General features: G+C 59.7%; 20 protein-coding genes and 1 tRNA gene. 6 read left to right on the top strand and 15 right to left on the bottom strand.

The genetic code is table 11. The features are described 5' to 3' along the window. Positions 1-6: 6 nt before the first annotated feature. The 5 genes from ybgF to nadA all read left to right on the top strand — a co-directional run bounded on the left by ybgF (position 7) and on the right by nadA (position 3,814). Positions 7-849: a tol-pal system protein YbgF gene (ybgF, locus tag BLU01_RS20175; RefSeq protein WP_092278816.1), complete on the top strand. Its 843-nt coding sequence runs from the start codon at positions 7-9 to the stop codon at positions 847-849. A 166-nt stretch (positions 850-1,015) separates the two neighbouring features. After that, positions 1,016-1,663: a 7-carboxy-7-deazaguanine synthase QueE gene (gene queE / locus BLU01_RS20180; RefSeq protein WP_092278818.1), complete on the top strand. Its 648-nt coding sequence runs from the start codon at positions 1,016-1,018 to the stop codon at positions 1,661-1,663. Between the two features lies 1 nt (position 1,664). Then, positions 1,665-2,357 carry a 7-cyano-7-deazaguanine synthase QueC gene (queC, locus tag BLU01_RS20185; RefSeq protein WP_092278820.1) on the top strand — a complete coding sequence of 231 codons (693 nt, stop codon included), beginning with the start codon at positions 1,665-1,667 and terminating at the stop codon, positions 2,355-2,357. Positions 2,358-2,420: 63 nt separating this feature from the next. Then, a tRNA-Lys gene (locus BLU01_RS20190) sits at positions 2,421-2,496 on the top strand. A 259-nt stretch (positions 2,497-2,755) separates the two neighbouring features. Next, the gene (gene nadA / locus BLU01_RS20195; RefSeq protein WP_092278822.1) at positions 2,756-3,814 is read left to right on the top strand and encodes a quinolinate synthase NadA; all 1,059 of its coding nucleotides are present in this window, start codon (positions 2,756-2,758) and stop codon (positions 3,812-3,814) included. 135 nt (positions 3,815-3,949) lie between these two features. Here the strand turns inward: nadA and BLU01_RS20200 are convergent, their stop codons facing one another. From BLU01_RS20200 to arcD (BLU01_RS20260), 14 genes are all read right to left on the bottom strand, one after another. After that, positions 3,950-4,438 carry an RDD family protein gene (locus tag BLU01_RS20200; protein WP_092278824.1) on the bottom strand — a complete coding sequence of 163 codons (489 nt, stop codon included), beginning with the start codon at positions 4,436-4,438 and terminating at the stop codon, positions 3,950-3,952. A 96-nt stretch (positions 4,439-4,534) separates the two neighbouring features. Then, complete coding sequence (locus BLU01_RS20205) at positions 4,535-4,747, bottom strand: cold-shock protein (protein ID WP_003175786.1); 213 nt, start codon at positions 4,745-4,747, stop codon at positions 4,535-4,537. Positions 4,748-5,140: 393 nt separating this feature from the next. Continuing rightward, a complete protein-coding gene (gcvT, locus tag BLU01_RS20210) occupies positions 5,141-6,265 on the bottom strand; it encodes a glycine cleavage system aminomethyltransferase GcvT (protein WP_092278826.1) in 1,125 nt (374 codons plus the stop codon). A gap of 42 nt (positions 6,266-6,307) precedes the next feature. Next, on the bottom strand, positions 6,308-7,684 hold the full coding sequence (locus tag BLU01_RS20215) for an L-serine ammonia-lyase (RefSeq protein ID WP_092278828.1): 1,377 nt from the start codon (positions 7,682-7,684) through the stop codon (positions 6,308-6,310). 181 nt (positions 7,685-7,865) lie between these two features. Beyond that, on the bottom strand, positions 7,866-10,715 hold the full coding sequence (gene gcvP, locus BLU01_RS20220) for an aminomethyl-transferring glycine dehydrogenase (RefSeq protein WP_092278830.1): 2,850 nt from the start codon (positions 10,713-10,715) through the stop codon (positions 7,866-7,868). A 9-nt stretch (positions 10,716-10,724) separates the two neighbouring features. Continuing rightward, a complete protein-coding gene (gcvH, locus tag BLU01_RS20225; RefSeq protein ID WP_092278832.1) occupies positions 10,725-11,108 on the bottom strand; it encodes a glycine cleavage system protein GcvH in 384 nt (127 codons plus the stop codon). A 399-nt stretch (positions 11,109-11,507) separates the two neighbouring features. Continuing rightward, entirely contained in the window at positions 11,508-12,344 is an 837-nt protein-coding gene (locus tag BLU01_RS20230) for an IS3 family transposase (RefSeq protein WP_331716149.1), read from the bottom strand. Then, the gene (locus BLU01_RS28065; RefSeq protein ID WP_231987094.1) at positions 12,341-12,643 is read right to left on the bottom strand and encodes a transposase; all 303 of its coding nucleotides are present in this window, start codon (positions 12,641-12,643) and stop codon (positions 12,341-12,343) included. Before BLU01_RS28065 ends, BLU01_RS20230 begins: the two co-directional genes overlap by 4 nt. A 228-nt stretch (positions 12,644-12,871) precedes the next feature. After that, complete coding sequence (locus tag BLU01_RS20235) at positions 12,872-14,380, bottom strand: sigma-54-dependent transcriptional regulator (protein ID WP_092278834.1); 1,509 nt, start codon at positions 14,378-14,380, stop codon at positions 12,872-12,874. 893 nt (positions 14,381-15,273) lie between these two features. Next, positions 15,274-15,636, bottom strand: a complete 363-nt coding sequence (locus BLU01_RS20240) for a DUF5064 family protein (RefSeq protein ID WP_092278837.1) — start codon at positions 15,634-15,636, stop codon at positions 15,274-15,276. 12 nt (positions 15,637-15,648) lie between these two features. Beyond that, positions 15,649-16,578, bottom strand: coding sequence for a carbamate kinase (gene arcC / locus BLU01_RS20245; protein ID WP_092278839.1), 930 nt, complete (start codon positions 16,576-16,578; stop codon positions 15,649-15,651). A 142-nt stretch (positions 16,579-16,720) separates the two neighbouring features. Further along, on the bottom strand, positions 16,721-17,731 hold the full coding sequence (locus BLU01_RS20250) for an ornithine carbamoyltransferase (RefSeq protein WP_092278841.1): 1,011 nt from the start codon (positions 17,729-17,731) through the stop codon (positions 16,721-16,723). Positions 17,732-17,800: 69 nt separating this feature from the next. Beyond that, positions 17,801-19,057 (bottom strand): arginine deiminase, encoded by a 1,257-nt coding sequence (gene arcA, locus BLU01_RS20255; RefSeq protein ID WP_092278843.1) that lies wholly within the window; start codon positions 19,055-19,057, stop codon positions 17,801-17,803. Positions 19,058-19,082: 25 nt separating this feature from the next. Next, positions 19,083-20,510 carry an arginine-ornithine antiporter gene (arcD, locus tag BLU01_RS20260; protein ID WP_092278845.1) on the bottom strand — a complete coding sequence of 476 codons (1,428 nt, stop codon included), beginning with the start codon at positions 20,508-20,510 and terminating at the stop codon, positions 19,083-19,085. 452 nt (positions 20,511-20,962) lie between these two features. On the opposite strand from arcD (BLU01_RS20260), the gene arcD (BLU01_RS20265) reads away from it, so the two are divergent. Further along, positions 20,963-22,390 (top strand): arginine-ornithine antiporter, encoded by a 1,428-nt coding sequence (gene arcD, locus BLU01_RS20265; protein WP_092278847.1) that lies wholly within the window; start codon positions 20,963-20,965, stop codon positions 22,388-22,390. 126 nt (positions 22,391-22,516) lie between these two features. Here the strand turns inward: arcD (BLU01_RS20265) and BLU01_RS20270 are convergent, their stop codons facing one another. After that, positions 22,517-23,848: a CoA transferase gene (locus BLU01_RS20270; RefSeq protein ID WP_092278849.1), complete on the bottom strand. Its 1,332-nt coding sequence runs from the start codon at positions 23,846-23,848 to the stop codon at positions 22,517-22,519. Positions 23,849-23,950: the final 102 nt, after the last annotated feature.

The raw sequence follows: 23,950 nt of genomic DNA on the forward strand, positions 1-23,950 counted from the left end.
TTCGTCATGCGAACGTGCCGTCGTGCTGTAACTGTTTTGGCTCTCAGTCTCGCACCGCTTGCGGTGTGGGCTGCGGTTCCTGTGGTCGATGACAACAACTCCGGTAATAGCGGAAGTAGTTATCCGCCTGCGGGTTACGGTACGAACGGCGCCTATGCCGGGGGAGGGGTTTCGGCCCCTGTCTCGGCACAGGGCGAGCTGTTCAACCAACTGCAATCAATGCAGGAGCAGATCTCACGCCAACAAGGTGTGATCGAAGTTCTGCAAAATGATGTATCGCGCATGAAGCAGGAAAACCTGGAGCGATACCAGGATCTTGATCGGCGCATAGGAACCGGCGTTGCACCAGCCGCGACTCCTGATAATTCTTCCACCAGTGGCACGTTGAATGCCCCTGGTGCAGCAGCCGCTGCAGGCGCAAGTGCAGGAGCGGGTGCCGCTCAGGCACCGGCCGCCAGCAGTGAACCGGGTGATCCGGCGAAGGAAAAACTGTATTACGATGCAGCCTTCGACCTGATCAAAGCCAAGGATTTCGACAAGGCCAGCCAGGCTTTCGCCGCTTTCCTGCGCAAATACCCGAACAGCCAATACGCGGGCAACGCCCAGTACTGGTTGGGCGAAGTCAATTTGGCCAAAGGTGATCTGCAAGGTGCAGGTCAGGCGTTTGCCAAGGTTTCGCAGCTGTACCCAAAGCACGCCAAAGTGCCTGATTCGCTGTACAAGCTCGCTGATGTAGAGCGCCGCCTCGGTCATAACGACAAGGTAAAAGGCATTCTGCAACAGGTGGTGGCCCAATATCCGGGCACGTCCGCCGCTCAGTTGGCGCAACGCGATCTGCAACGCATGTAAGCCTGCTTGAGCTGAATTGAAGAAACCCGCGCTTGTCGCGGGTTTTTTCGTTAGAATTCACGCCCTTTTTCTGAAACACGCTTTTTGGGATTCGCGCGTTGGCGGGGTTCCTTGAAGAGCCTGACGGAGGCGGACAGCCTGTTTAGCTGTTACGCCCGTGGCGACTATGCAAGACACATTGAGAATCACCGAAGTTTTCTACTCTTTGCAGGGGGAAACGCGGACTGCCGGGCTGCCCACTGTTTTTGTGCGCCTGACCGGTTGCCCATTGCGTTGCCAATACTGCGACAGCGCTTATGCGTTCACCGGCGGGACCATTCGCACGCTCGATGACATCCTCGAGCAAGTGGCCGGTTATCGTCCGCGCTACGTCTGTGTCACCGGCGGCGAGCCGTTGGCGCAACCCAATGCCATCCCGTTACTCAAGCAGTTGTGCGACGCCGGTTACGAAGTGTCACTGGAAACCAGTGGCTCTATCGACATCTCGGCGGTAGATTCGCGCGTCAGTCGCGTCGTCGACCTGAAAACGCCAGGATCGAAAGAAGCGCATCGCAACCGCTACGAGAACATCGACCTGCTGACGCCCAACGACCAGGTGAAATTCGTCATCTGCTCGCGGGAGGACTACGACTGGTCCGTGTCCAAGCTGATCCAGTACGGTCTGGAGCGACGTGCCGGCGAAGTGCTGTTTTCCCCAAGTCACCACGACTTGAATGCACGGGAGCTGGCTGACTGGGTGGTGGCGGACAACCTGCCAGTGCGTCTGCAATTGCAGCTGCATAAATATCTTTGGAATGACGAGCCGGGGCGCTGAGATGACCGAACAATTGAACACGACTGAAAAACGCGCAGTAATCCTGCTGTCCGGTGGCCTCGACTCGGCAACGGTCGTCGCCATGGCCCGCGCAGAAGGCTACAGCTGCTACACCATGAGCTTCGATTACGGCCAACGCTCCCACGCCGAATTGCACGCCGCTGCACGCGTCGCCCGCGACCTCGGCGTGGTCGAGCACAAGGTTATTGGCCTGAACCTCGACGGTATGGGCGGTTCTGCTTTGACCGACACTAGCATCGACGTGCCGGAAGAGGCGGGTGAAGGCATCCCAGTGACTTACGTGCCAGCGCGCAACACGGTGTTCCTGTCTCTGGCGCTGGGCTGGGCCGAAGTGCTCGGCGCGCGTGACATCTTCATTGGTGTCAACGCCGTGGATTATTCCGGTTATCCGGATTGCCGTCCCGAGTTCATCGAATCGTTCGAACGCATGGCCAATCTGGCGACCAAGGCTGGCGTCGAGGGCAACGGCTTCCGCATCCAGGCGCCGCTGCAGAACCTGAGCAAGGCACAAATCGTCCAGGCTGGCGTGAAGCTCGGCGTTGATTACGGGCTGACGGTTTCCTGCTATCAGGCCGACGATAAGGGCTACGCCTGCGGTAAATGCGACAGCTGCCGCCTGCGCTCCGAAGGCTTCGCCGCCGCCGGAATCAGCGACCCAACCCCTTATTTTTGATTTATTTCAAATTAGGTGTTGAATAGTCCTTAAAAATCAGTATTATACGCGCCACCACACAGCGGGTCGTTAGCTCAGTTGGTAGAGCAGTTGGCTTTTAACCAATTGGTCGTAGGTTCGAATCCCACACGACCCACCATTTTTGTAGCAGTTTTAAAAGTCTGGAAGGCCCACGCAAGTGAGGATTTCCGGATTTTTTTTTGCCTGCGATTTGCCTCCGCCCAACGGCGCACGACACAAGTCAGAATCATCTTTTGCATCCACGGGATATTCTGTAGCCTTGCCCGGCTCCAACGCTGTGCCTGATGAATACTCACTCTCCCGGCGGTACCCATTTGTGGTCCGGAGCCGGGTGTATACTCGACTTTCGCGCGAAAGCGCCCGCAGGTCTTGCGAACATGACGCAAATTTCTGAACGCCTACTGGTTCAAGCTCACCTCGACGCCAAGCAGCCCAAGCCGCTGACGAGCGAGGAAGAGGCCTATTACCGTTCTGCCATCGCTGCCGAGCTCAAGGCTCAGGACGCGGTGCTGGTGGCCCACTTCTATTGTGATCCGGTGATTCAGGCCCTGGCCGAAGAAACCGGCGGCTGCGTCTCCGACTCCCTCGAAATGGCGCGCTTCGGCAATGCCCATCCGGCCAAGACTGTAGTGGTCGCCGGCGTGAAATTCATGGGCGAAACGGCGAAGATCCTCAACCCTGAAAAACGCGTGCTGATGCCGACACTGGAAGCGACTTGCTCGCTGGACCTCGGTTGCCCGGTGGACGAGTTCTCGGCGTTCTGCGACCAACATCCGGAGCGCACGGTGGTGGTCTATGCCAACACCTCGGCGGCGGTCAAGGCTCGGGCGGATTGGGTGGTGACTTCGAGCTGTGCGCTGGAGATTGTCGAAAGCCTGATGGACAACGGCGAGACCATCATCTGGGGCCCGGACAAGCACTTGGGCACGTACATCCAGCGCAAGACCGGCGCGGACATGCTCCTATGGGACGGTGCCTGCATCGTTCATGAAGAGTTCAAGTCCAAGCAGCTCGAAGACATGAAGGCGCTGTACCCGGACGCCGCGATTCTGGTGCACCCGGAGTCACCGACCGCGGTGATCGAGCTGGCGGACGCCGTCGGCTCTACCAGTCAGTTGATTGCCGCCGCGCAAAGCCTGCCGAACAAGACGCTGATCGTTGCTACCGACCGCGGCATTTTCTACAAGATGCAGCAGCTGTGCCCGGACAAGGTCTTCATCGAAGCGCCAACAGCCGGCAACGGCGCCGCATGCCGCAGTTGCGCGCATTGCCCGTGGATGGCGATGAACACGCTTGAGCGCACGCTGAAGAGCTTGAAGGAAGGGACGAACGAGATCTTTGTCGATCCGGCACTGATTCCGCAGGCGATCCGACCGTTGAAGCGCATGCTCGACTTCACCCAGGCGGCGCGGATGAAGCTGGCCGGAAACGCCTGATATCTTTCAGGTAAATCGCAGTACCTGTGGGAGCGAGCTTGCTCGCGATAGCGGCGCATCAGTCAACATTGAGATGACTGAAAGACCGCCATCGCGAGCAAGCTCGCTCCCACAGTGGTTTTCGCTGAGGCTGAGTTACTTGGTCTTCTTCGGAATCCGCACCAGCTGCGTATTCGAATACATGTCGTGCCAGCTGCGCTTTTGCTTATCAAACAGCGGCCAGATAAACCCCAGCCCCACGCACAGCCACGACGCAATCGACACCACAAAGCGCAACAACGCCTGCCACAGGCTGATGGACGAGCCATCCGCGTTCTGCACGCGAATGCACCACACCTGCATGCCCAGGGTCTGGCCAGACCAGGTCCAGAACTTGGCGAAGAACCCGAACAGCACAAACAACAGCACGGTCGACAGCAACGGATCGCCATCCAGCGCCCCGGCCTCGGTCAGCGCGCGCATGCGGTCTTCGCCGATGATTGCCATCTGAATCATCTTGTACACGCCGCTGGTGACGATCAGCAGGGCGGTGCACAACAGGAAGTCGTAAAACATCGCTGCCAGGCGACGGCCCAAAGTGGCGGCGGGGAAGTCGCCCTGGGGTTTGAGCAGGTGTTTCGACATGGCAGCCTCGGGGCGAAAAAAGAAAGCCATTTTACGGATTTATGCGCACAAAAAAGCCCCTGATGTCAGCATCAGGGGCTTTTTCGTAACAGAAGGTTAGGCTTCGGCTTGTACTTCGTCAGCCTGCATGCCTTTCTGGCCTTGCACTGCAACGAAAGTCACTTTCTGGCCTTCTTTCAGGCTCTTGAAGCCGTTGCCCTGAATGGCGCGGAAATGCACGAACAGATCCGGACCGCTTTCAGGAGTGATAAAACCAAAACCTTTCTCGTCGTTAAACCACTTGACGGTACCGCTCTGACGTTGGGACATTTCTTATTTCCTTTGACGCAATAATTAATGACAGTCTCCTTCTCATGAAAGAGTACTGGGGCTGGTTGCAGGAGAGTAAGAAGACGTCGAACGGGATGTAGCTAACTTGTAGGCTACTGCCCAGGTCACGATTCCAAGCGACCCATGCAAACACAGTGGAGAGACTCTACGCCAACTAGCCAATAAAAAACAAGCCCCCGCGAGAGGCCCGGTTTTGCTCGGCTTGGTGGCTGTTAGCGATGTCGCTAGTGCAGGCTTAGACGATTGAGTGTTTCAATTGTTTTCGTTCGTTATAAGCCAAGTTCGTAATCGAAAACTTGCACTGTTTTATGGCGGTTGCGTTACACATTAGTGCACTGTTAACGCAACCGCGTTACTTATAGAAACAGTCAATCAAACACGGTAGTAGCGTTGTGCAACAAATGGCATTTTGCTTACAAGCAAAGGCACCTTTTTCCCACGCACGATCGCCCAGACCGGCGTATCCAACGCGATGTACGCACTGTCCACGTAACCCATCGCCAATGGCGCGCCCAGTGTCGGGCCGAATCCACCGCTGCAAACGCTGCCAATGATCTCGCCTGCTTCATTGACGATTTCTGCGCCTTCGCGCACCGGTGTGCGTTCTTGTGGCAGCAGGCCGACGCGTTTGCGGCTGACCCCGCCCTGTTGCTGCGCGAAGATGTTCTCCGCGCCCGGGAAACCGCCCGCCCGCGCGCCATCGGCACGTCGTGGTTTGGAGATTGCCCACAACAGGCTGGCTTCGATCGGCGTTGTTTCGCTGTTCATGTCGTGGCCGTACAGGCACAGGCCGGCTTCCAGACGCAATGAGTCACGCGCTCCAAGGCCAATCGCCGACACTTCCGGCTCGGCCAGCAAGGCGCGGGCGAGGGCTTCGGCATTCGCGGCCGGTACGGAGATTTCGAAACCGTCTTCGCCGGTGTAGCCCGAACGACTGACAAAGCACTCAACGCCCAGCAGCTCGACGCGGGCGAACTGCATGAAGGTCATCTTCGCCACGTCTGGCGCCAGCCGCGCGAGTACGGTCACAGCGGCCGGACCTTGCAACGCGAGCAACGCGCGTTCTTCGAACAGCGGTTCGATGCTGCACTGATCGCTGAGGTGCTGACGCAAGTGCGCGAGGTCTTGATCCTTGCACGCCGCGTTCACCACCAGAATCAATTCGTCGTTGCCGAGGTTGGCGACCATCAAGTCGTCGAGGATGCCGCCCGTCTCGTTGGTGAACATCGCGTAACGCTGCATGCCCACCGGCAGGTCGATGATGTCCACCGGCACCAGGGCTTCCAGAGCCTTGGCGGCATTCGTGCCGGTCAGGCGGATCTGGCCCATGTGCGAAACATCAAACAACCCGGCCTGCTCACGGGTGTGCTGATGTTCTTTCATCACGCCCAGCGGGTATTGCACCGGCATGTCATAGCCGGCGAACGGCACCATGCGCGCGCCGAGTTCGAGGTGCAATGCGTGCAACGGGGTTTTCAGCAATTGTTCGGTGGACATATTCAGCTCCTGAAAAAGTCTGCAAAGGCCAATGCGCGCGCATCAGCACTCAATAATGTTGACCGCCAAACCGCCACGGGCGGTTTCCTTGTATTTGCTTTTCATGTCGGCGCCGGTCTGGCGCATGGTGCGGATGACCTTGTCCAGCGAGACAAAATGCTGGCCGTCGCCGCGCAACGCCATGCGCACCGCGTTGATGGCTTTCACCGAGCCCATCGCATTGCGCTCGATGCACGGCACTTGCACCAGTCCGCCAATCGGGTCGCAGGTCAGACCGAGGTTGTGTTCCATGCCGATTTCGGCAGCGTTTTCCACCTGCGAGACGCTGCCGCCGAGGACTTCGCACAAGGCCCCGGCGGCCATCGAGCAAGCGACGCCGACCTCACCCTGACAACCCACTTCGGCGCCGGAGATCGAGGCGTTCTCTTTATAAAGAATGCCGATTGCCGCCGCCGTTAGCAGAAAACGCACGACGCCGTCTTCATTGGCGCCGGGGATGAAGCGCATGTAGTAATGCAAAACTGCCGGGACAATGCCCGCCGCACCGTTAGTGGGCGCGGTGACCACGCGTCCGCCGTTGGCGTTTTCTTCGTTGACCGCCAGCGCGTAAAGGTTGACCCAGTCGAACACCGACAGCGGGTCGCGCAGCGCAGATTCCGGGTTCTTGCACAGTTGCCGATGCAGCGCTGCGGCGCGCCGTTTGACCTTGAGGCCGCCGGGCAGGATGCCTTCGTTGCGACAACCGGCGGCGACGCAATCCTGCATCACTTGCCAGATGTTCAGCAGCCCGGCACGGGTTTCCGCTTCCGGGCGCCAGGCACTTTCATTGGTCATCATCACTTGGCTGATCGACAAGCCGTAAGTGGCGCAATGCCCAAGCAAGTCCTTGGCGCTCTTGAATGGAAAAGTCAGCGGCGTGGCGTCCTCGACGATGCGGTCGGCGCCGGCGGCGTCTTCATCGACGACAAACCCGCCGCCCACGGAATAGTACTCGCGGCTGCGAATCTGCAGGCCCGCGGCATCGAACGCGCGAAAGATCATGCCGTTGGGGTGATAGGCCAACGGTTTGCGAATCATCGCCAGGTGCAGTTTTTCATTGAATTCGATGGAATGCTCACCGAGCAGGTTCAAGCGACCGCTGCTGCGAATCTCTTGCAGGCGCTCAGCGACGGTTTCGGTGTTCACGGTGTCCGGGTGTTCGCCTTCGAGGCCGAGCAACACGGCTTTGTCGCTGCCGTGGCCCTTGCCGGTCGCGCCGAGCGAACCGTAGAGCTCGACTTTGACGCAGGCGGTTGCTGCCAGCAGTTGTTCACGGCGTAAACCTTCGACAAAACGCGCAGCCGCCCGCATCGGGCCGACGGTGTGCGAGCTGGAAGGGCCGATGCCAATCTTGAACAGGTCGAACACGCTTAACGACATGAGTGGTTCTCCGGTTTCTTGTTATAGGCGCAACGCGAACCTGTAGGAGCAAAGCTTGCTCGCGATGAACGATGACGCGGTTCATCAGATAGACCGTGGAGCGGCTATCGCGAGCAAGCTTTGCTCCTACAGGGTTATGCGGTGTTCTTGAATGGGGCGAGTAAACCCGCCCCTTACACGTTTAAGCGTAGCTTTCGATCGACGGGCAGGCGCACACGAGGTTGCGGTCGCCAAACACGTTGTCGACGCGACCGACCGGTGGCCAGTATTTGCCTTCGATCAACGAAGCCACTGGGTACACCGCTTGCTCGCGGCTGTACGGGTGGGTCCACTCGCCAACGATTTCCGCTGCGGTGTGCGGCGCGTTTTTCAGCGGATTGTCTTCCTTGTCCAGCGTGCCGTTTTCCACCGCGCGAATCTCTTCGCGGATGCGGATCATCGCGTCGCAGAAGCGGTCCAGTTCTTCCTTGGATTCGCTTTCGGTCGGTTCGATCATCAACGTGCCAGCGACCGGGAACGACATGGTCGGCGCGTGGAAACCGAAGTCGATCAGGCGCTTGGCGACGTCATCGACGCTGATGCCGCTGCTGTCCTTCAATGGGCGCAAATCGAGGATGCATTCGTGCGCGACCAGGCCGTTGCTGCCGGTGTAGAGCACTGGGTAATGCTCTTCGAGGCGACGGGAAATGTAGTTGGCATTGAGGATCGCCAATTGCGAAGCGCGCTTCAGACCGGCGCCGCCCATCATCCGAATGTACATCCAGGTGATCGGCAAAATGCTCGCGCTGCCGAACGGTGCCGCGCACACCGCGCCTTCCTTGCGAGCCATTTGCCCGTGGCCCGGCAGGAATGGCGTCAGGTGCGATTTCACGCCAATCGGGCCAACGCCCGGGCCGCCGCCGCCGTGCGGGATGCAGAAGGTTTTGTGCAGGTTCAAGTGGCTCACGTCGCCGCCGAACTTGCCCGGTGCGCAGAGGCCGACCATCGCGTTCATGTTGGCGCCGTCGATGTACACCTGGCCGCCGTGGTCATGAATGATGCCGCAGATTTCGCGGATGCCTTCTTCGAATACGCCGTGGGTCGACGGGTAAGTGATCATCAGCGCCGCGAGGTGTTCGCGGTGCTCGATGGCTTTGGCGCGCAAGTCTTCGATGTCGACGTTGCCGCGGGCGTCGCACGCGGTGACGACGACGCGCATGCCCGCCATGTTGGCGGTCGCCGGGTTGGTACCGTGGGCGGACGAAGGGATCAGGCAGATATCGCGACGGTCATCGCCACGGCTCTGGTGATAAGCGCGAATCGCCAGCAAACCAGCGTATTCACCTTGCGAACCGGCGTTCGGTTGCAGCGAAATCGCGTCGTAACCGGTCGCGGCGCAAAGCATCGCTTCCAGCTCATCGGTCAGTTGCTGATAACCGGCGCTTTGCTCGGCCGGGGCGAACGGGTGCAGGGCGCCGAACTCGGCCCAGGTCACCGGGATCATTTCGCTGGCGGCGTTGAGCTTCATCGTGCAGGAACCCAGCGGAATCATCGTGCGATCCAGCGCCAGGTCCTTGTCGGCGAGCTTGCGCAGGTAGCGCATCAGCTCGGTTTCCGAGTGGTAACGGTTGAACACCGGGTGGCTGAGAATCGGCGATTGACGCACCAGCTCGGCCGGAATCGTGCTCTGCACGGAAGCGGCGAGGGCGGCGAAGTCCGGCAGCGCCTTGCCGTCGGCCAGCAGGGCCCACAGGGTTTCCACGTCAGCTTGCGAGGTGGTTTCGTCGAGGGACAGGCCCAGACGATCCGCATCGATCACGCGCAGGTTGATCTGCTGGGCGCGCGCCTTGTCGTGCAGCTTGGCGGTGTTGGCGCCAGTGTTGAGGGTCAGCGTGTCGAAGAAGTTGGCTTGCTCGACGCTCAAGCCCAATGCGTCCAGGCCTTTGGCCAGAATCGCCGTCAGGTGGTGCACGCGGTTGGCGATTTGCGTCAGGCCTTTCGGGCCGTGGTAGACGGCGTACATGCTGGCGATGTTGGCCAGCAATACCTGCGCGGTGCAGATGTTCGACGTGGCTTTCTCGCGGCGGATATGTTGCTCGCGCGTCTGCATCGCCAGGCGCAATGCCGGTTTGCCGAAACGGTCCACGGAGACGCCGACCAGACGGCCCGGCATGTCGCGTTTGAACGCATCTTTAGTGGAGAAGTAAGCGGCGTGCGGGCCACCGAAACCCAGCGGCACGCCGAAACGTTGCGCGCTGCCGATGGCCACGTCAGCGCCGAATTCGCCCGGCGGGGTCAGCACGGTCAGGGCCAGCAGGTCGGCGGCGACCGCGACCAACGCGTTGGCGGCGTGGAAGCGTTCGGTCAGTTCGCGGTAATCGAACACGTCACCGTTGCTCGCCGGGTATTGCAGCAGCGCGCCGAAGAACGGCGTCACGTCGGTCAGTTCGCGTTCGTCGCCGACCACCACGTCGATGCCCAATGGCTCGGCACGGGTGCGCAATACGTCGAGGGTTTGCGGGTGGCAATGCGCGGAAGCGAAGAAGGCGTGGCTGCCCTTGTTCTTGCTCAGGCGTTTGCAGAAGGTCATGGCTTCGGCAGCCGCGGTGGCTTCGTCAAGCAAAGAGGCGTTGGCGATCGGCAGACCGGTGAGGTCGCTGATCAGCGTCTGGAAGTTCAGCAACGCTTCGAGACGGCCTTGGGAAATCTCCGGTTGGTACGGCGTGTACGCGGTGTACCAGGCCGGGTTTTCCAGCAGGTTGCGCAGGATCGGCGACGGCGTGTGCGTGCCGTAGTAACCCTGGCCAATGAAGGTCTTGAACAGCTGGTTTTTGCCGGCGATGGATTTGATCAGCGCCAGCGCATCGGCTTCGCTCAGGCCATCTTCGAGGCCGAGGACGCTGGTGCCCTTGATGCTTTCCGGGATGACGCTGGCGCTCAGGGCTTCCAGCGAGTCGAAACCGAGGCTGTTGAGCATGGCTTGCTCATCGCCGGAACGCGGGCCGATGTGGCGCGCGATGAATTCGTTGGCGGTGCTCAGATTAATAGTCATGGCGGCTCCTCAGGCTTCGGCGTTGGCTTTGATCAGACGGTCGTAGGCGTCCTGATCCAGCAGTCTGGCGACTGCCGCAGGGTCTTTTGGCTGGAAGCGGAAGAACCAGCCTTCGCCCAGCGGATCTTCGTTGACCAGTTCCGGGCTGCTGTCGAGCGCCGGGTTGACTTCGAGCACCTCGCCATCAAGCGGCATGTATACGCCGCTGGCGGCTTTGACCGATTCCACGGTGGCGGCTTCGGCGCCTTGCTCGTAGGACTGCAGCTCCGGCAGTTGTACGAAAACCACGTCGCCCAAGGCGTTCTGCGCGAAAGCGGTGATGCCGACAGTAACGCTGCCGTCAGCTTCGGTGCGCAGCCATTCGTGATCTTCAGTAAAACGCAACTCGCTCATGGAAACTCCTAAAGGGGCCAGACTCGTCTGGTGGACGCGATTGAATGCTTGGGCGGGGAAAGCCCTTATTTATGAGTGGTAACTAAGCAAAATCGCGGCCAATGTTGTTTTCTACATAGGAATCAATGGCTTGGAGGATTGTGGGCATTGCTGGAACGGCAGGCGTGTAGCGATATCGCTACAGAACAAGAGAGGGAAAAAAGCTTATGCGGATCAAAGCCTTGCACAGCAGTGATCAGGGGAGGGTGTAGCGATATCGTTCCGCTGTAGCGCTTTCAGTACAGGTGGAAGTCGCTTTTGAACAGCTTTTGGGCTGACAACAACCCATGTAGGAGCCGAGCTGATCTGGTCAAGTAATCTGATCTGGTCAAGTAATCCTGGACACCAATTACGGTTTTTTCACGCCGCCATTTTCTCCATGGCGACCGGTGACCGGTAATCGTTGTAGCTATGGAGCCTGAAGTTGTTGTAGCGCACCACGTAGCGCTGCAAATCAGCCCGGGCTTCATACTCCGAGCGGTAACCGGCTTCAGGCACCCACTCTGATTTCAGACTTCCAAAGAAACGCTCCATCGGGGCGTTATCCCAGCATTCGCCTTTACGACTCATGCTTTGCCGCAGTCCATTCGCCAGCAACTCATTCCTGAACTTATGGCTGGTGTACTGGCAGCCTTGATCGGAGTGAAACAGCACGTCTTTGGGTTTGCCTCGCAGCTCAACCGCCATCCGTAGGGCCTCGCAGGTCAGCTCCGCATCCGAGATCATCGAAAACGCCCAGCCCACGAGCCGGCGGGCGAACAGGTCCAGAACCGCTGCAAAATACATCCACCGCGTGCCGACCTTGATGTACGTCACGTCCGCGCACCACACTTGGTTGATCGCCGTGACATCAAACTCGCGCTTGAGCACGTGCGGCGCCACCAAGGCTTCAACGCCAGATGACTTGTATTTGTGACGTCGGCGCTGACGACTGACCACGCCGGCTTCTCGCATCAAGCTGCGAGCCATGTGCCGCCCGACGCGATGCCCCTTGGCTTGCAGCTCCCTAGAAAGGGTGCGCGCCCCCGCGGAAGCTCTGGATTCCTTGTGATGCTCTACCAGCATGGCTTTGAGTTTCTCCCGCTCAGGGTTCACCTTGCCTTGGCGCTGACGCCAAGCATAAAAACTGCTGCGGCTGACTTCAAACACCCGGCAGCAGTCGTTAACGCCATATCGCTCGCCCAGCTCATTGATCAGTGAGAATGATCTTTGGCGTCCAACAGCAGGAGAGCACTGGCCTTTTTTAGGATTTCGATATCCCGGTCTTTTTGCCTGAGCAAGGCTTTGAGTTCCTGAATTTCTCGCTGGTCAGCCGTGATCGCTTTGGCTCCCACCGGGGTCGAACCCTGGCGTTCTTTACGCACCTGATCGACCCAGCGACGCAAGGCGGTAGGGCCAATATCTAAACTGGCGCAAACCTCGGGAACCGATATCCCCTCATCCAGCACCATGCCAGCAGCCTTGAGTTTGAACTCAGTTGAATAAGAATTACGCATATCCAAAAACACCTCAGATTTGGGCGCCATCATAGCGCCCGATTGAAGTGTCCAAAATCATTAGGCCAGTTCAAGCTTGCTCGCGATGAGGCCAGGTCAGTCAACATTGATTTTGAAGGACAGACCGCTATCGCGAGCAAGCTCGCTCCCACAGGGATCTTCGGTGTTCAGCAGATTTGTGGCCAACTCCGCTCAATGTGGGAGCCGAGCTTGCTCGCGATGGCGGCCTTACGGCTTATTGGGAATCCCGTACTTGCGCAGCCGATGGGCAATCGCGGTGTGGGAGGTTTGCAGGCGGCTGGCCAGTTGGCGGGTCGAGGGGTAGCTGACGTAGAGTTTTTCCAGCAGGGTTTTCTCGAACTCTTCCATCGCCTGCTCCAGGCTGTCGACTTCGCTGTCACTCTGGCGCGCAACCGAGGTGCCGGCGATGTCCAGATCACCGATATCCACCAGGCTGCTTTCGCAAATCGCCGCCGCGCGGAAAATCACGTTCTGCAATTGCCGGACATTGCCCGGCCAGCGATTGCCGAGCAGCGCCGGATATGTCCCCGGCGCCAGACGACACACCGGGCGCTGGATTTGCGCGCAGGCCTGCTGCATGAAATAGCGCGCCAACAGCAGAATGTCCTGGCCACGTTCGCGCAGCGGTGGGACTTCGACGTTGAGCACGTTGAGGCGATAGAACAAGTCTTCGCGGAAGGTGCCTTCGCTGACCATTTTTTCCAGGTCGCGGTGGGTCGCGCTGAGGATCCGCACGTTGACCTTGACCTCACGATCACCGCCGACCCGGCGGAAACTGCCGTCGTTCAAAAAGCGCAGCAACTTCGCTTGCAGGTACGGCGACATTTCGCCGATTTCATCGAGAAACACCGTGCCTTGGTTCGCCAGTTCCATCAGCCCCGGTTTGCCACCGCGTTGCGCGCCAGTAAAAGCACCGGGCGCATAGCCGAACAGCTCGCTTTCGGCGAGGTTCTCCGGCAACGCCGCGCAGTTCAGCGCGAGGAACGGCGCACTGTGCCGCGCACTGATGGCGTGACAGGCGCGCGCCACCAGTTCTTTGCCGGTGCCGGTTTCACCCTGGATCAACAGCGGCGCATCAAGCGCGGCGACGCGTTGCGCGCGGGCCTTCAAGGTGCGAATGGCCGGGGACTCGCCGAGCAATGCGTCGAAACCTTCCGCGTGATCGTGGTGCAGCGCCGACAGACGTTCGCCGATGCGATTCGGTTGATACAGCGTCAGCAGCGCCCCGGCGTCGGTGATTGGCGTGGCGTCCAGCAGCAGAGTCTGGCCGTTGACGGTGATTTCGCGCAGCGGCAGGCGGAAGCCGTTTTCCAGCAAGGCATCAAGCAATGCCGGGTCGGCAAACAGCTCGGCGATGCTTTCGCCGGCCGGTTCGCGACCGTACAACGCGATCAGCGCCGGGTTGGCCAGCAGCACTTTGCCGGCGCTGTCCAGAGCCAGCACCGGGTCGGTCATGGCCGCGAGCAACGCGTCGAGTTGCAAGTGCCGGCGCTGGCCGGGAAGGATGTCGACCACCGTCATGGCCTGCACGCCGTGCACGCTGAGCAACGCATCGCGCAGCTCTTCGAGCACTTCGGGGCTCAGGGTCGGGGCGTCGATGTAGACGTTGGGCGGGACCATTTCCACCGCATCCAGATTGAGATTGCGCCCACCGAGCAGGGCCAGGACTTCCTGGGTAATGCCGACGCGGTCGATGAAGCTGACGTGGATACGCATGGGGCGGTTTTTGATTCTGGAGTGCGGAGGGTGGCAAGTATGCCTTGGTGGAGCGCTGGGGTGAAATCTTGAGATTTGAGGTGTAGTTGAAAACCACCCCTCACCCCAGCCCTCTCCCCAAAGGGGAGAGGGGAAAGGGGGTCGACCTCTGTTGCTTTCAAGGCCTGAGTTCGACTCGGGCTTTCAGGTCGATGTCGCTCGAACATGCAACTCGGGCAGTCCCCTCATCCCTTTGGAGGTGGAGTTGAAAACCACCCCTCACCCCAGCCCTCTCCCCAAAGGGGAGAGGGCGAAAGGGGGCCGATCTCCGTTGCTTTCAAGGCCTGAGTTCGACTCGGGCTTTCAGGTCGATGTAGCTCGAACATGCAACTCGGTCAGTCCCCTCATCCCTTGGAGGTGGAGTTGAAAACCACCCCTCACTCCAGCCCTCTCCCCAAAGGGGAGAGGGGGAAAGGGGGCCGATCTCTGTTGCTTTCAAGGCCTGAGTTCGACTCGGGCTTTCAGGTCGATGCAGCTCGAACATGCAACTCGGGCAGTCCCCTCATCCCTTTGGAGGTGGAGTTGAAAACCACCCCTCACCCCAGCCCTCTCCCCAAAGGGGAGAGGGGGAAGGGGGCCGATCTCCGTTGCTTTCAAGGCCTGAGTTCGACTCGGGCTTTCAGGTCGATGTCGCTCGAATATGCAACCCCTCATCCCTTTGGAGGTGGAGTTGAAAACCACCCCTCACCCCAGCCCTCTCCCCAAAGGGGAGAGGGGGAAAGGGGGCCGATCTCTGTTGCTTTCAAGGCCTGAGTTCGACTCGGGCTTTCAGGTCGATGTCGCTCGAATATGCAACTCGGTCAGTCCCCTCTCCCCCCTGGGGAGAGGGTTAGGGTGAGGGGTGGCCTCTGGATTCACTCCAAGTGTTCAGGCTTCACCGGATCACCCGATTTCATGTCCAGTTGCACCCGCACATCTTCAAACATCGCGTCGTAATGCTTGTGCACCGAACCGATGCTGCTATGGGTTTTCGGAATCCCGTATTTCTCGACGATTTTCGTCACGTTGCTGGCGAAGTTGTAGGCCTGATCCTTGGGCAAAAAGAACGACTCGTTAAAATCCTTGCCTTGAGCGCTGCCATGCAAGGTGAACTGCATGCCTTTGCCTTCCTGCGGATCTTCCGACACCTCGTAGTCGAGGCACAGGTTGTAGCTGACGTCGTCTCCATTCAGCGCGTGGCGCTCGAAGTGCAGGTGACCGGGTTCGAACGTGGCCATTGGCGTCTCTCCTTATAAATAAGTAATACCAGGCGTCGCCGTGCTGATGCGCGTGCCGGCCTTGCCCTGGACGATTGCTTCGATGTCGGAGAGTGAACCGATGACCGCAACTTTGCCAGTATTGCGCGCGAACTCGCACGCCGCCTGGACCTTCGGCCCCATGGAACCGGCGGCGAAGCCGAGTTCTTCCATGGCGTCGGGGTGCGCCTGGGCGATGGCTTTTTGCGTTGGTTTGCCGAAATCGATAAACGCCGCGCTGACGTCTGTGGCGATCACCAGCAGATCGCTTTCCAGCTGTTCGGCCAGCAGCGCCGAGCACAGATCCTTGTCGATCACCGCTTCCACGCCTTCGAGTTTGCCGTCGGCGCCGTACATCGTCGGAATGCCGCCGCCGCCGGCGCAGATGACGATGCTGCCCTTGTCCAGCAGCCACTTGATCGGGCGAATTTCGAAGATGCGTTTTGGCCGTGGACTGGCCACGACACGGCGATATTTGTCACCGTCCGGGGCAATCGCCCAGCCTTTTTCCGCGGCGAGCTTCTCCGCTTCAGCCTTGGCGTAGACCGGGCCGATCGGTTTGCTCGGATTGTGGAACGCCGGGTCGTTGGCATCGACCTCGACTTGCGTCAGCAGCGTGGCGAACGGCACTTCGAAGTCCAGCAGATTGCCCAGTTCCTGCTCGATGATGTAACCGATCATGCCTTCGGTTTCGGCGCCAAGCACGTCCAGCGGATACGGCGAAACCGAGGTGTAGGCCGCCGCTTGCAACGACAACAGGCCGACTTGCGGACCATTGCCGTGAGCGATGACCAGTTGGTTGCCGGGGTAAATTTTGGCGATCTGTTCGGTGGCCACGCGAATGTTCGCGCGTTGATTGTCCGCCGTCATGGGTTCACCACGACGGAGCAGGGCGTTACCGCCCAGGGCGACGACGATACGCATAATGCAGTCCTTTCAGAGTTCGATGATCCCCTGTAGGAGTGAGGCTTGCCCGCGAAGCTTTTCAGCGGTCTTGATGGACTCTTCGCGGGCAAGCCTCGCTCCTACAGGTTCAGTGGCGGCTCACAAAAATGTGTTCAGCCTTTTAGATATCCGCCAACGCCGAGACCAGAATCGCCTTGATTGTGTGCATGCGGTTTTCCGCTTGCTCGAAGGCGATGTTGGCTGGCGATTCGAAGACTTCTTCAGTCACTTCGACGCCATTGGCCAAGTGCGGATAACGCGCGGCGATGTCTTTGCCGACCTTGGTTTCGCTGTTATGGAACGCCGGCAGGCAGTGCATGAACTTCACGCGCGGGTTGCCCGAAGCTTTCATCATTTGCGTGTTGACCTGGTACGGCAGCAATTGCTCGATGCGCTCGTCCCACGCTTCCACCGGTTCGCCCATCGACACCCAGATATCGGTGTGAATGAAGTCGACGCCTTTGACCGCTTCCTTCGGGTCTTCGGTGATGGTGATGCGCGCGCCGCTTTCTTCGGCGAAGGCTTTGCACTGGTCGATGAAATCCTGGTGCGGCCACAGCGCTTTCGGCGCGCCGATGCGCACGTCCATGCCGAGTTTGGCGCCGATCATCAGCAACGAATTGCCCATGTTGTAGCGCGCATCGCCCAGGTAGGCGTAGCTGATGTCATGCATCGGTTTGTCGCTGTTTTCGCGCATGGTCAGCACGTCGGCGATCATTTGCGTCGGGTGGAATTCAGCGGTCAGGCCGTTGAACACCGGGACCCCGGCGAACTTCGCCAGCTCTTCGACGATTTCCTGTGCGAAGCCACGGTACTCGATGGCATCGAACATCCGGCCGAGGACGCGGGCGGTGTCCTTCATGCTTTCCTTGTGACCGATCTGCGACGACACCGGGTCGATGTAGGTGACGTGGGCGCCTTGGTCGTGGGCCGCGACTTCGAACGCGCAACGGGTGCGGGTCGAGGTTTTTTCGAAGATCAGCGCAATGTTCTTGCCTTGCAGGTGCGGACGCTCGGTGCCGGTGTACTTGGCGCGCTTGAGGTCGCGGGACAGGTCGATCAGGTAGTTGAGCTCGCGAGTGGTGTGGTGCATCAAGCTCAGCAGGCTGCGGTTGCGCATGTTAAAAGCCATTTTGGATCTCCTTGGGTTTCGGTTATCCGCCGGCTCCGCGCCTCATGGGCGCGCAGCAGGGCACAGTAATTAATAATCGATCGGGTCACGAATGATCGGACAGGTCATGCAATGGCCGCCGCCACGACCGCGACCGAGTTCGCCGGCGCTGATGGTGATGACTTCGACGCCAGCCTTGCGCAGCAAGGTGTTGGTGTAGGTGTTGCGGTCATAGCCGATGACCACGCCCGGTTCCAGCGCCACCACGTTGTTGCCGTCATCCCACTGCTCGCGCTCGGCGGCGAAACTGTTGCCGCCGGTTTCGACGACGCGCAACGCCTTGAGATTGAGCGCCGCGGCGACGGTGTCGAGGAAGTTGCTTTCTTCGCGGCGAATGTCGATGCCGCCCGGTTTGCTGTCGTCAGGGCGCAGGGTGAACGCAACGATCTGGCTGACCACTTCGGGGAAAATCGTCACCAGGTCGCGGTCGCAGAAGCTGAACACGGTGTCCAGGTGCATCGCCGCGCGGGACTTCGGCAGGCCGGCGACGATCACCCGTTCCACAGCGTTGTGCTTGAACAGGTTCAGCGCCAATTGGCCGATGGCCTGGCGCGACGAACGTTCGCCCATGCCGATCAACACCACGCCGTTGCCGATCGGCATCACGTCGCCGCCCTCAAGCGTGGCATTGCCGTGTTCCTGATCCGGGTCGCCGTACCAGACCTGGAAGTCGGCGTTGGTGAATTCCGGGTGGAATTTGTAGATGGCGCTAGCCAGCAGGGTTTCCTGACGGCGCGCAGGCCAGTACATCGGGTTCAGCGTGACGCCGCCGAAGATCCAGCAAGTGGTGTCGCGGGTGAATTGGGTGTTGGGCAGCGGCGGCAGAATGAAGCTCGAGTGGCCGAGGAAATCGCGGAACATCTCGATGGTCTTGCCGCCGAAGCTGTCCGGCAGGTCATCCGCCGACACGCCGCCGATCAGGAACTCGGCAATCTTGCGCGGTTCGAGGCTGCGCAGCCATGAGCTGACTTCGTTGACCAGGCCCAGGCCCACCGAATTGGCGGTGATCTTGCGTTGCAGAATCCAGTCCAGCGCTTCCGGAATCGCGACGATGTCGGTCAGCAGGTTGTGCATTTCCAGCACATCGACATTGCGTTCGCGCATTTTCGTGACGAAGTCGAAATGGTCACGTTTGGCCTGGGCGACCCACAACACGTCGTCGAACAGCAGCTCGTCGCAGTTGTTCGGGGTCAGCCGCTGGTGGGCCAGGCCTGGGGAGCACACCATGACTTTGCGCAGTTTGCCGGCCTCGGAATGGACGCCGTACTTGATTTTTTCCGTGGTCATTCAGTGATCCTCCAGATTTAAACGGTTACAGAGTCAGGAAGCCGTCATACAGCCCGTAGGCCGCCACAAGGGCGCCAACCACGACGGCGGCGAAAATCAGCTTCTCGACATTGGTGAAGACCGGTTTGCCCACTTCCATTTTTGCCTTGGCGAACAGGATCGCGCCGGGGGCGTAGAGCAGGGCGGACAACAGCAGGTATTTGATCCCGCCGGCGTACAGCAGCCATACCGCATAGACCACCGCAATGGCGCCGATGATCAAATCCTTGCGGCGCTCGGCGAGGGCGTTTTCGTAAGTCTCGCCGCGCACCGCCAGCAGCAGCGCATAGGCCGCCGACCACAGGTACGGGACTAGAATCATCGAGGTCGCGAGGTAGATCAGCGACAGGTAAGTGCTGGCGGAAAACAGCGTGATGATCAGGAACACCTGGACCATCGCGTTGGTCAGCCACAAGGCGTTGACCGGCACGTGGTTGGCGTTTTCCTTGCGCAGGAACGCCGGCATGGTGTGGTCCTTGGCGGCGGCGAACATGATCTCTGCACACAGCAACACCCACGACAGCAATGCGCCAAGCAACGAGATGATCAGGCCGACGCTGATCAGCACCGCGCCCCAGTGACCGACCACGTGTTCCAGCACTGCAGCCATCGACGGGTTCTGCAATTTGGCCAGTTCCGGTTGGGTCATGATCCCCAGCGACAGCACGTTGACCAGCATCAGGAACAACAGCACGGTGATGAAACCGATGACCGTGGCTTTGCCGACGTCACTGCGTTTTTCCGCGCGGGCCGAGAAAATGCTCGCGCCTTCGATGCCGATGAACACCCACACGGTGACCAGCATCATGTTGCGCACCTGGTTCATCACGCTGCCGAGGCTGGTGTTTTGCGTGCCCCAGATGTCCGCGGTGAAGATCTCGAGTTTGAACGCGAAGACCGCGATCAACACAAACAGCAGCAGCGGCACCACTTTGGCGACCGTAGTCACGAGGTTGATGAACGCCGCTTCCTTGATCCCGCGCAGCACCAGAAAGTGCACCGCCCACAGCAGCACCGACGCGCCGATCACCGCCGCAACGGTGTTGCCCTCGCCGAATATTGGAAAGAAATAACCGAGGGTGCTGAACAGCAACACGAAATAACCGACGTTACCCAGCCACGCGCTGATCCAGTAACCCCACGCGGAGGAGAAACCCATGTAGTCGCCGAAACCGGCCTTGGCGTAAGCGTAGACACCGCCATCCAGCGTCGGCTTGCGGTTGGCCAGGGTCTGGAACACGAAGGCGAGGGTCAACATGCCGACCGCCGTAATCGCCCAACCGATCAGCACCGCGCCGACGTCGGCACTGGCGGCCATGTTTTGCGGCAAAGAGAAGATCCCGCCGCCAATCATTGAGCCAACAACCAGCGCAACCAGTGCGCCAAGTCGAAGTTTTCCGGGGGTATCAGACATTAAATGACTCCAATGCAGGAGAAGCGAGGACAACAGAGTAAATCTGTTTAATGTTCGATCAGCTGACTTGGATCAGTGCATCAGCACATTACGTGATTAATTAAAGACTTGTGAACTAATCGCGATCATAACGGTATCACTGGAAATCCTCGTTCCAGAGCCTTCGACCCGTCAGCTGCGGCTGATGCGTTGCGCATCGAGCCTTTAAACTAGTTGGTATTTCCAGTTTGGCAAGTTTTGTCGGATATAATCCGCGCGGATTGAATTATCAGAATTAATCCCCATAACTGCGCTACGACCGGTGGCGCTAGATTGATCGGTTATAAATAAAAGACGTTAGTTTTGACTAATAAATAAGGGCTTAAACGCTTTATTTATTTAATTAACGTCATTCATTTGTGCTGGGGGCCAAGCCCTCACGCAGTATTAGTGAAGAAAGGAAAAAGTCAGGAATGTCGCAACCGACGCAAAAGCTGCGCCTGAGTGCGTTGATCGCCCTGGTGGTGGGGTCGATGATTGGCGGCGGGATTTTTTCCCTGCCGCAGAACATGGCGGCGCGGGCCGATGCCGGGGCGATTCTGATCGGTTGGGCGATCACCGCGGTCGGCATGCTGACCCTGGCGTTCGTGTTCCAGACCTTGGCCAATCGCAAGCCTGAACTCGATTCCGGGGTGTACGCCTACGCCAAGGCCGGTTTCGGCGACTACATGGGTTTCTCGTCGGCGTGGGGTTACTGGATCAGTGCCTGGCTGGGCAATGTCGGTTATTTCGTCTTGCTGTTCAGCACGCTCGGGTATTTCTTTCCGGTGTTCGGCCAGGGCAATACGCCGGTCGCCATTGGCTGCGCCTCGGTGCTGCTGTGGGCCGTGCATTTTCTGGTGCTGCGCGGGATCAAAGAAGCGGCGTTGATCAATCAGCTGACCACCATCGCCAAGATTGTGCCGCTGGTGATGTTCATCGTGATTGCCGCCGTAGCGTTCAAGGCTGACATTTTTACCCGTGACATCTGGGGTCGCAGCAACCCGAGTTTCGGCGGTGTGATGGACCAGGTGCGCAACATGATGCTGGTCACCGTGTTCGTGTTTATCGGCATTGAAGGCGCCAGTGTCTACTCGGCGCGCGCGGAAAAGCGCAGCGATGTCGGACGGGCAACGGTGATTGGCTTTGTCGGGGTGTTGGCGCTGCTGGTGCTGGTCAATGTGTTGTCGCTGGGGATCATGAGTCAGCCGGAATTGGCGACGCTGCAAAACCCGTCGCTGGCGGCGGTGCTGGAACATATCGTCGGCCCGTGGGGCGCGTTGCTGATCAGCATTGGCCTGGCGGTGTCGCTGCTGGGGGCGTTGCTGTCGTGGGCGCTGCTCTGCGCGGAAATCCTCTTCGCCACGGCCAGGGACAACACCATGCCGGCGTTCCTGAAAAAGGAAAACGCCAACCGTGTGCCGGTCAATGCGTTGTGGATGACCAACGTGATGATCCAGATTTTCCTGCTGATCACGCTGTTTTCGGCGGGGACTTACACCAGTCTGATTTACCTCGCGTCGTCGATGATTCTCGCGCCGTATCTTTGGTCGGCGGCGTATGCGCTGCTGTTGAGCGGGCGTGGCGAAACCTACGCAAATGCCTCGAAGGCGCGGGGCAAGGATTTGCTGATCAGCGCCATCGCGGTGATTTATGCGGTGTGGTTGTTGTATGCCGGCGGGATGAAATATCTGCTGCTGTCGGCGCTGCTGTACGCGCCGGGGGTGATCCTGTTTGCCAAGGCAAAACGCGAACAGGGCCAGCCGTTGTTTACCCATGTCGAGAAGGGCATTTTCACCTGCGTCGTCAGCGGCGCGGGGCTTGCGGCTTATGGGTTGTATAGCGGGATGTTGTCGTTGTGATCCGGTATTTGTAGCGGCTCGTTCGGTGTCTTCGCGAGCAAGCTCGCTGCCACAGGTAAGCGCATTCCTTCAGGGAAAACTCGCTTCACTGTAGGCGCGAGCCTGCTCGCGAAAGCGATTTCGCCGTTACCACCATTGCGCGCGGTGTGAGCCGAGTTCCGTTGCCGGAATCGCCCATTGCAGCGGTGTGCCGGTGATTTTCAGCGGCACCTGCAAGCGATGCGCCGGCCCCCAAGGCGTCTGTTCAACCAGCAAACCCTGATCGCGGTCATCCTCGGCGCGCAATGGCTGATCCGTCCCGGCGCCGTGCTCGATCAGCAGCTTCGCCGTGCGCGCCAGCGACAACCGCGCCGAACCTCCGTGTGCCAGCAATTTGAGCGCTGCGGCGGCCATCAAGTAGCCGGTGGCATGATCCAGTGCCTGCACCGGCAGCGGCGTTGGCTTATCGGCGTTGCTCCATTGCTGACCCGCCGCAGCAATGCCGCTGCTCATCTGCACCAGGCTGTCGAAACCCCGACGATTCTGCCACGGGCCGCTCCAGCCGTAGGCGTTCAGGCACACATCGATCAGGCCCGGGGCCAGTCGCTGGCGTTCAGCGGCGCCAAAACCCAAACGTTCCAGGGCATCGGCGCGGTAGCCGTGGAGCAAGATATCGGCGTCCTGAAGCAGATTCGCAAACACTGCGCGATCAGCCGTGTCGTGCAAATCCAGACGCGCGCACCGTTTGCCGAGGGTGACTTCCGGGACCACGCCCGGCTCGTTCCAGGTCGGCGGGTCGATGCGCAACACGTCGGCGCCGAGTCCGGCAAGAAAGCGACTGGCGACTGGGCCGGCGAGCACTCGGGTCAAATCCAATACCTTGAGCCCGGCCAGCGGCCGAGCGACCGAGCCTTGCCACGCTTTGGCCCGATAGCGCGGGTTTTCACTGAACTGAATCAACGGCTCGGCGTTTACCGCGATGCCTTGCGGATGCGCCTGCCATTGCGCCCAAGTGCGCATTTCGGCGGCGCAACCCGCGGCCTCGACCACGGCATGTTCGAGATCGGTGCTGGCCCATTTCGCCACGGCAGTCGCCATCGCGGCGCGGTCGCGGCAGGCGCCGAGCATACGTTCCGCCGCCGCGCGATGATGCGGCGCGTTGGTGTGCAGGCGAATCCAGCCGTCCTTGGTCGCGTAATCGCCGGCAATCGGGTCCCACAAGGGCGGCACGTTCCAGCCGACCGGGCGGATCGAAGTGGCAAACCAGAACGAGGCGAGGCGCCGGTCGACTTCCAGCGTCGGCGTGCGTGCGGTGTGTTGCTGCAGCAATTCGCCGAGGGCCTGGCCAGCGGCGGCAATGCTCGCGCATGCGAGGTCGGTCACGGCAAACGCCGAGGGCAGGGCGCCGCTCGAGGTGAAAGGGACCGGGGTGTGCGGCAAGCCGAGTGCGGCTTGAATGGACGTGAGTAAATCAGTCATCGAAGGCCCTCCGGAACGAGAGGGCGATCATAGAACAAAAAAAACTGCCGCCGGATGAAATCCCCGCAGGCGCGCGAGGCTTTGTGGCGAGGGGGCTTGCCC

It is taken from the genome of Pseudomonas prosekii (assembly GCF_900105155.1).
Taxonomy (GTDB): Bacteria; Pseudomonadota; Gammaproteobacteria; order Pseudomonadales; family Pseudomonadaceae; genus Aquipseudomonas; species Aquipseudomonas prosekii.

Coding starts and splice junctions, on each gene's coding strand:
- ybgF (WP_092278816.1), top strand. CDS start 7: ATGCGAACGTGCCGTCGTGCTGTAACTGTTTTGGCTCTCAGTCTCGCA.
- queE (WP_092278818.1), top strand. CDS start 1,016: ATGCAAGACACATTGAGAATCACCGAAGTTTTCTACTCTTTGCAGGGG.
- queC (WP_092278820.1), top strand. CDS start 1,665: ATGACCGAACAATTGAACACGACTGAAAAACGCGCAGTAATCCTGCTG.
- nadA (WP_092278822.1), top strand. CDS start 2,756: ATGACGCAAATTTCTGAACGCCTACTGGTTCAAGCTCACCTCGACGCC.
- BLU01_RS20200 (WP_092278824.1), bottom strand. CDS start 4,438: ATGTCGAAACACCTGCTCAAACCCCAGGGCGACTTCCCCGCCGCCACT.
- BLU01_RS20205 (WP_003175786.1), bottom strand. CDS start 4,747: ATGTCCCAACGTCAGAGCGGTACCGTCAAGTGGTTTAACGACGAGAAA.
- gcvT (WP_092278826.1), bottom strand. CDS start 6,265: ATGTCCACCGAACAATTGCTGAAAACCCCGTTGCACGCATTGCACCTC.
- BLU01_RS20215 (WP_092278828.1), bottom strand. CDS start 7,684: ATGTCGTTAAGCGTGTTCGACCTGTTCAAGATTGGCATCGGCCCTTCC.
- gcvP (WP_092278830.1), bottom strand. CDS start 10,715: ATGACTATTAATCTGAGCACCGCCAACGAATTCATCGCGCGCCACATC.
- gcvH (WP_092278832.1), bottom strand. CDS start 11,108: ATGAGCGAGTTGCGTTTTACTGAAGATCACGAATGGCTGCGCACCGAA.
- BLU01_RS28065 (WP_231987094.1), bottom strand. CDS start 12,643: ATGCGTAATTCTTATTCAACTGAGTTCAAACTCAAGGCTGCTGGCATG.
- BLU01_RS20235 (WP_092278834.1), bottom strand. CDS start 14,380: ATGCGTATCCACGTCAGCTTCATCGACCGCGTCGGCATTACCCAGGAA.
- BLU01_RS20240 (WP_092278837.1), bottom strand. CDS start 15,636: ATGGCCACGTTCGAACCCGGTCACCTGCACTTCGAGCGCCACGCGCTG.
- arcC (WP_092278839.1), bottom strand. CDS start 16,578: ATGCGTATCGTCGTCGCCCTGGGCGGTAACGCCCTGCTCCGTCGTGGT.
- BLU01_RS20250 (WP_092278841.1), bottom strand. CDS start 17,731: ATGGCTTTTAACATGCGCAACCGCAGCCTGCTGAGCTTGATGCACCAC.
- arcA (WP_092278843.1), bottom strand. CDS start 19,057: ATGACCACGGAAAAAATCAAGTACGGCGTCCATTCCGAGGCCGGCAAA.
- arcD (WP_092278845.1), bottom strand. CDS start 20,510: ATGTCTGATACCCCCGGAAAACTTCGACTTGGCGCACTGGTTGCGCTG.
- arcD (WP_092278847.1), top strand. CDS start 20,963: ATGTCGCAACCGACGCAAAAGCTGCGCCTGAGTGCGTTGATCGCCCTG.
- BLU01_RS20270 (WP_092278849.1), bottom strand. CDS start 23,848: ATGACTGATTTACTCACGTCCATTCAAGCCGCACTCGGCTTGCCGCAC.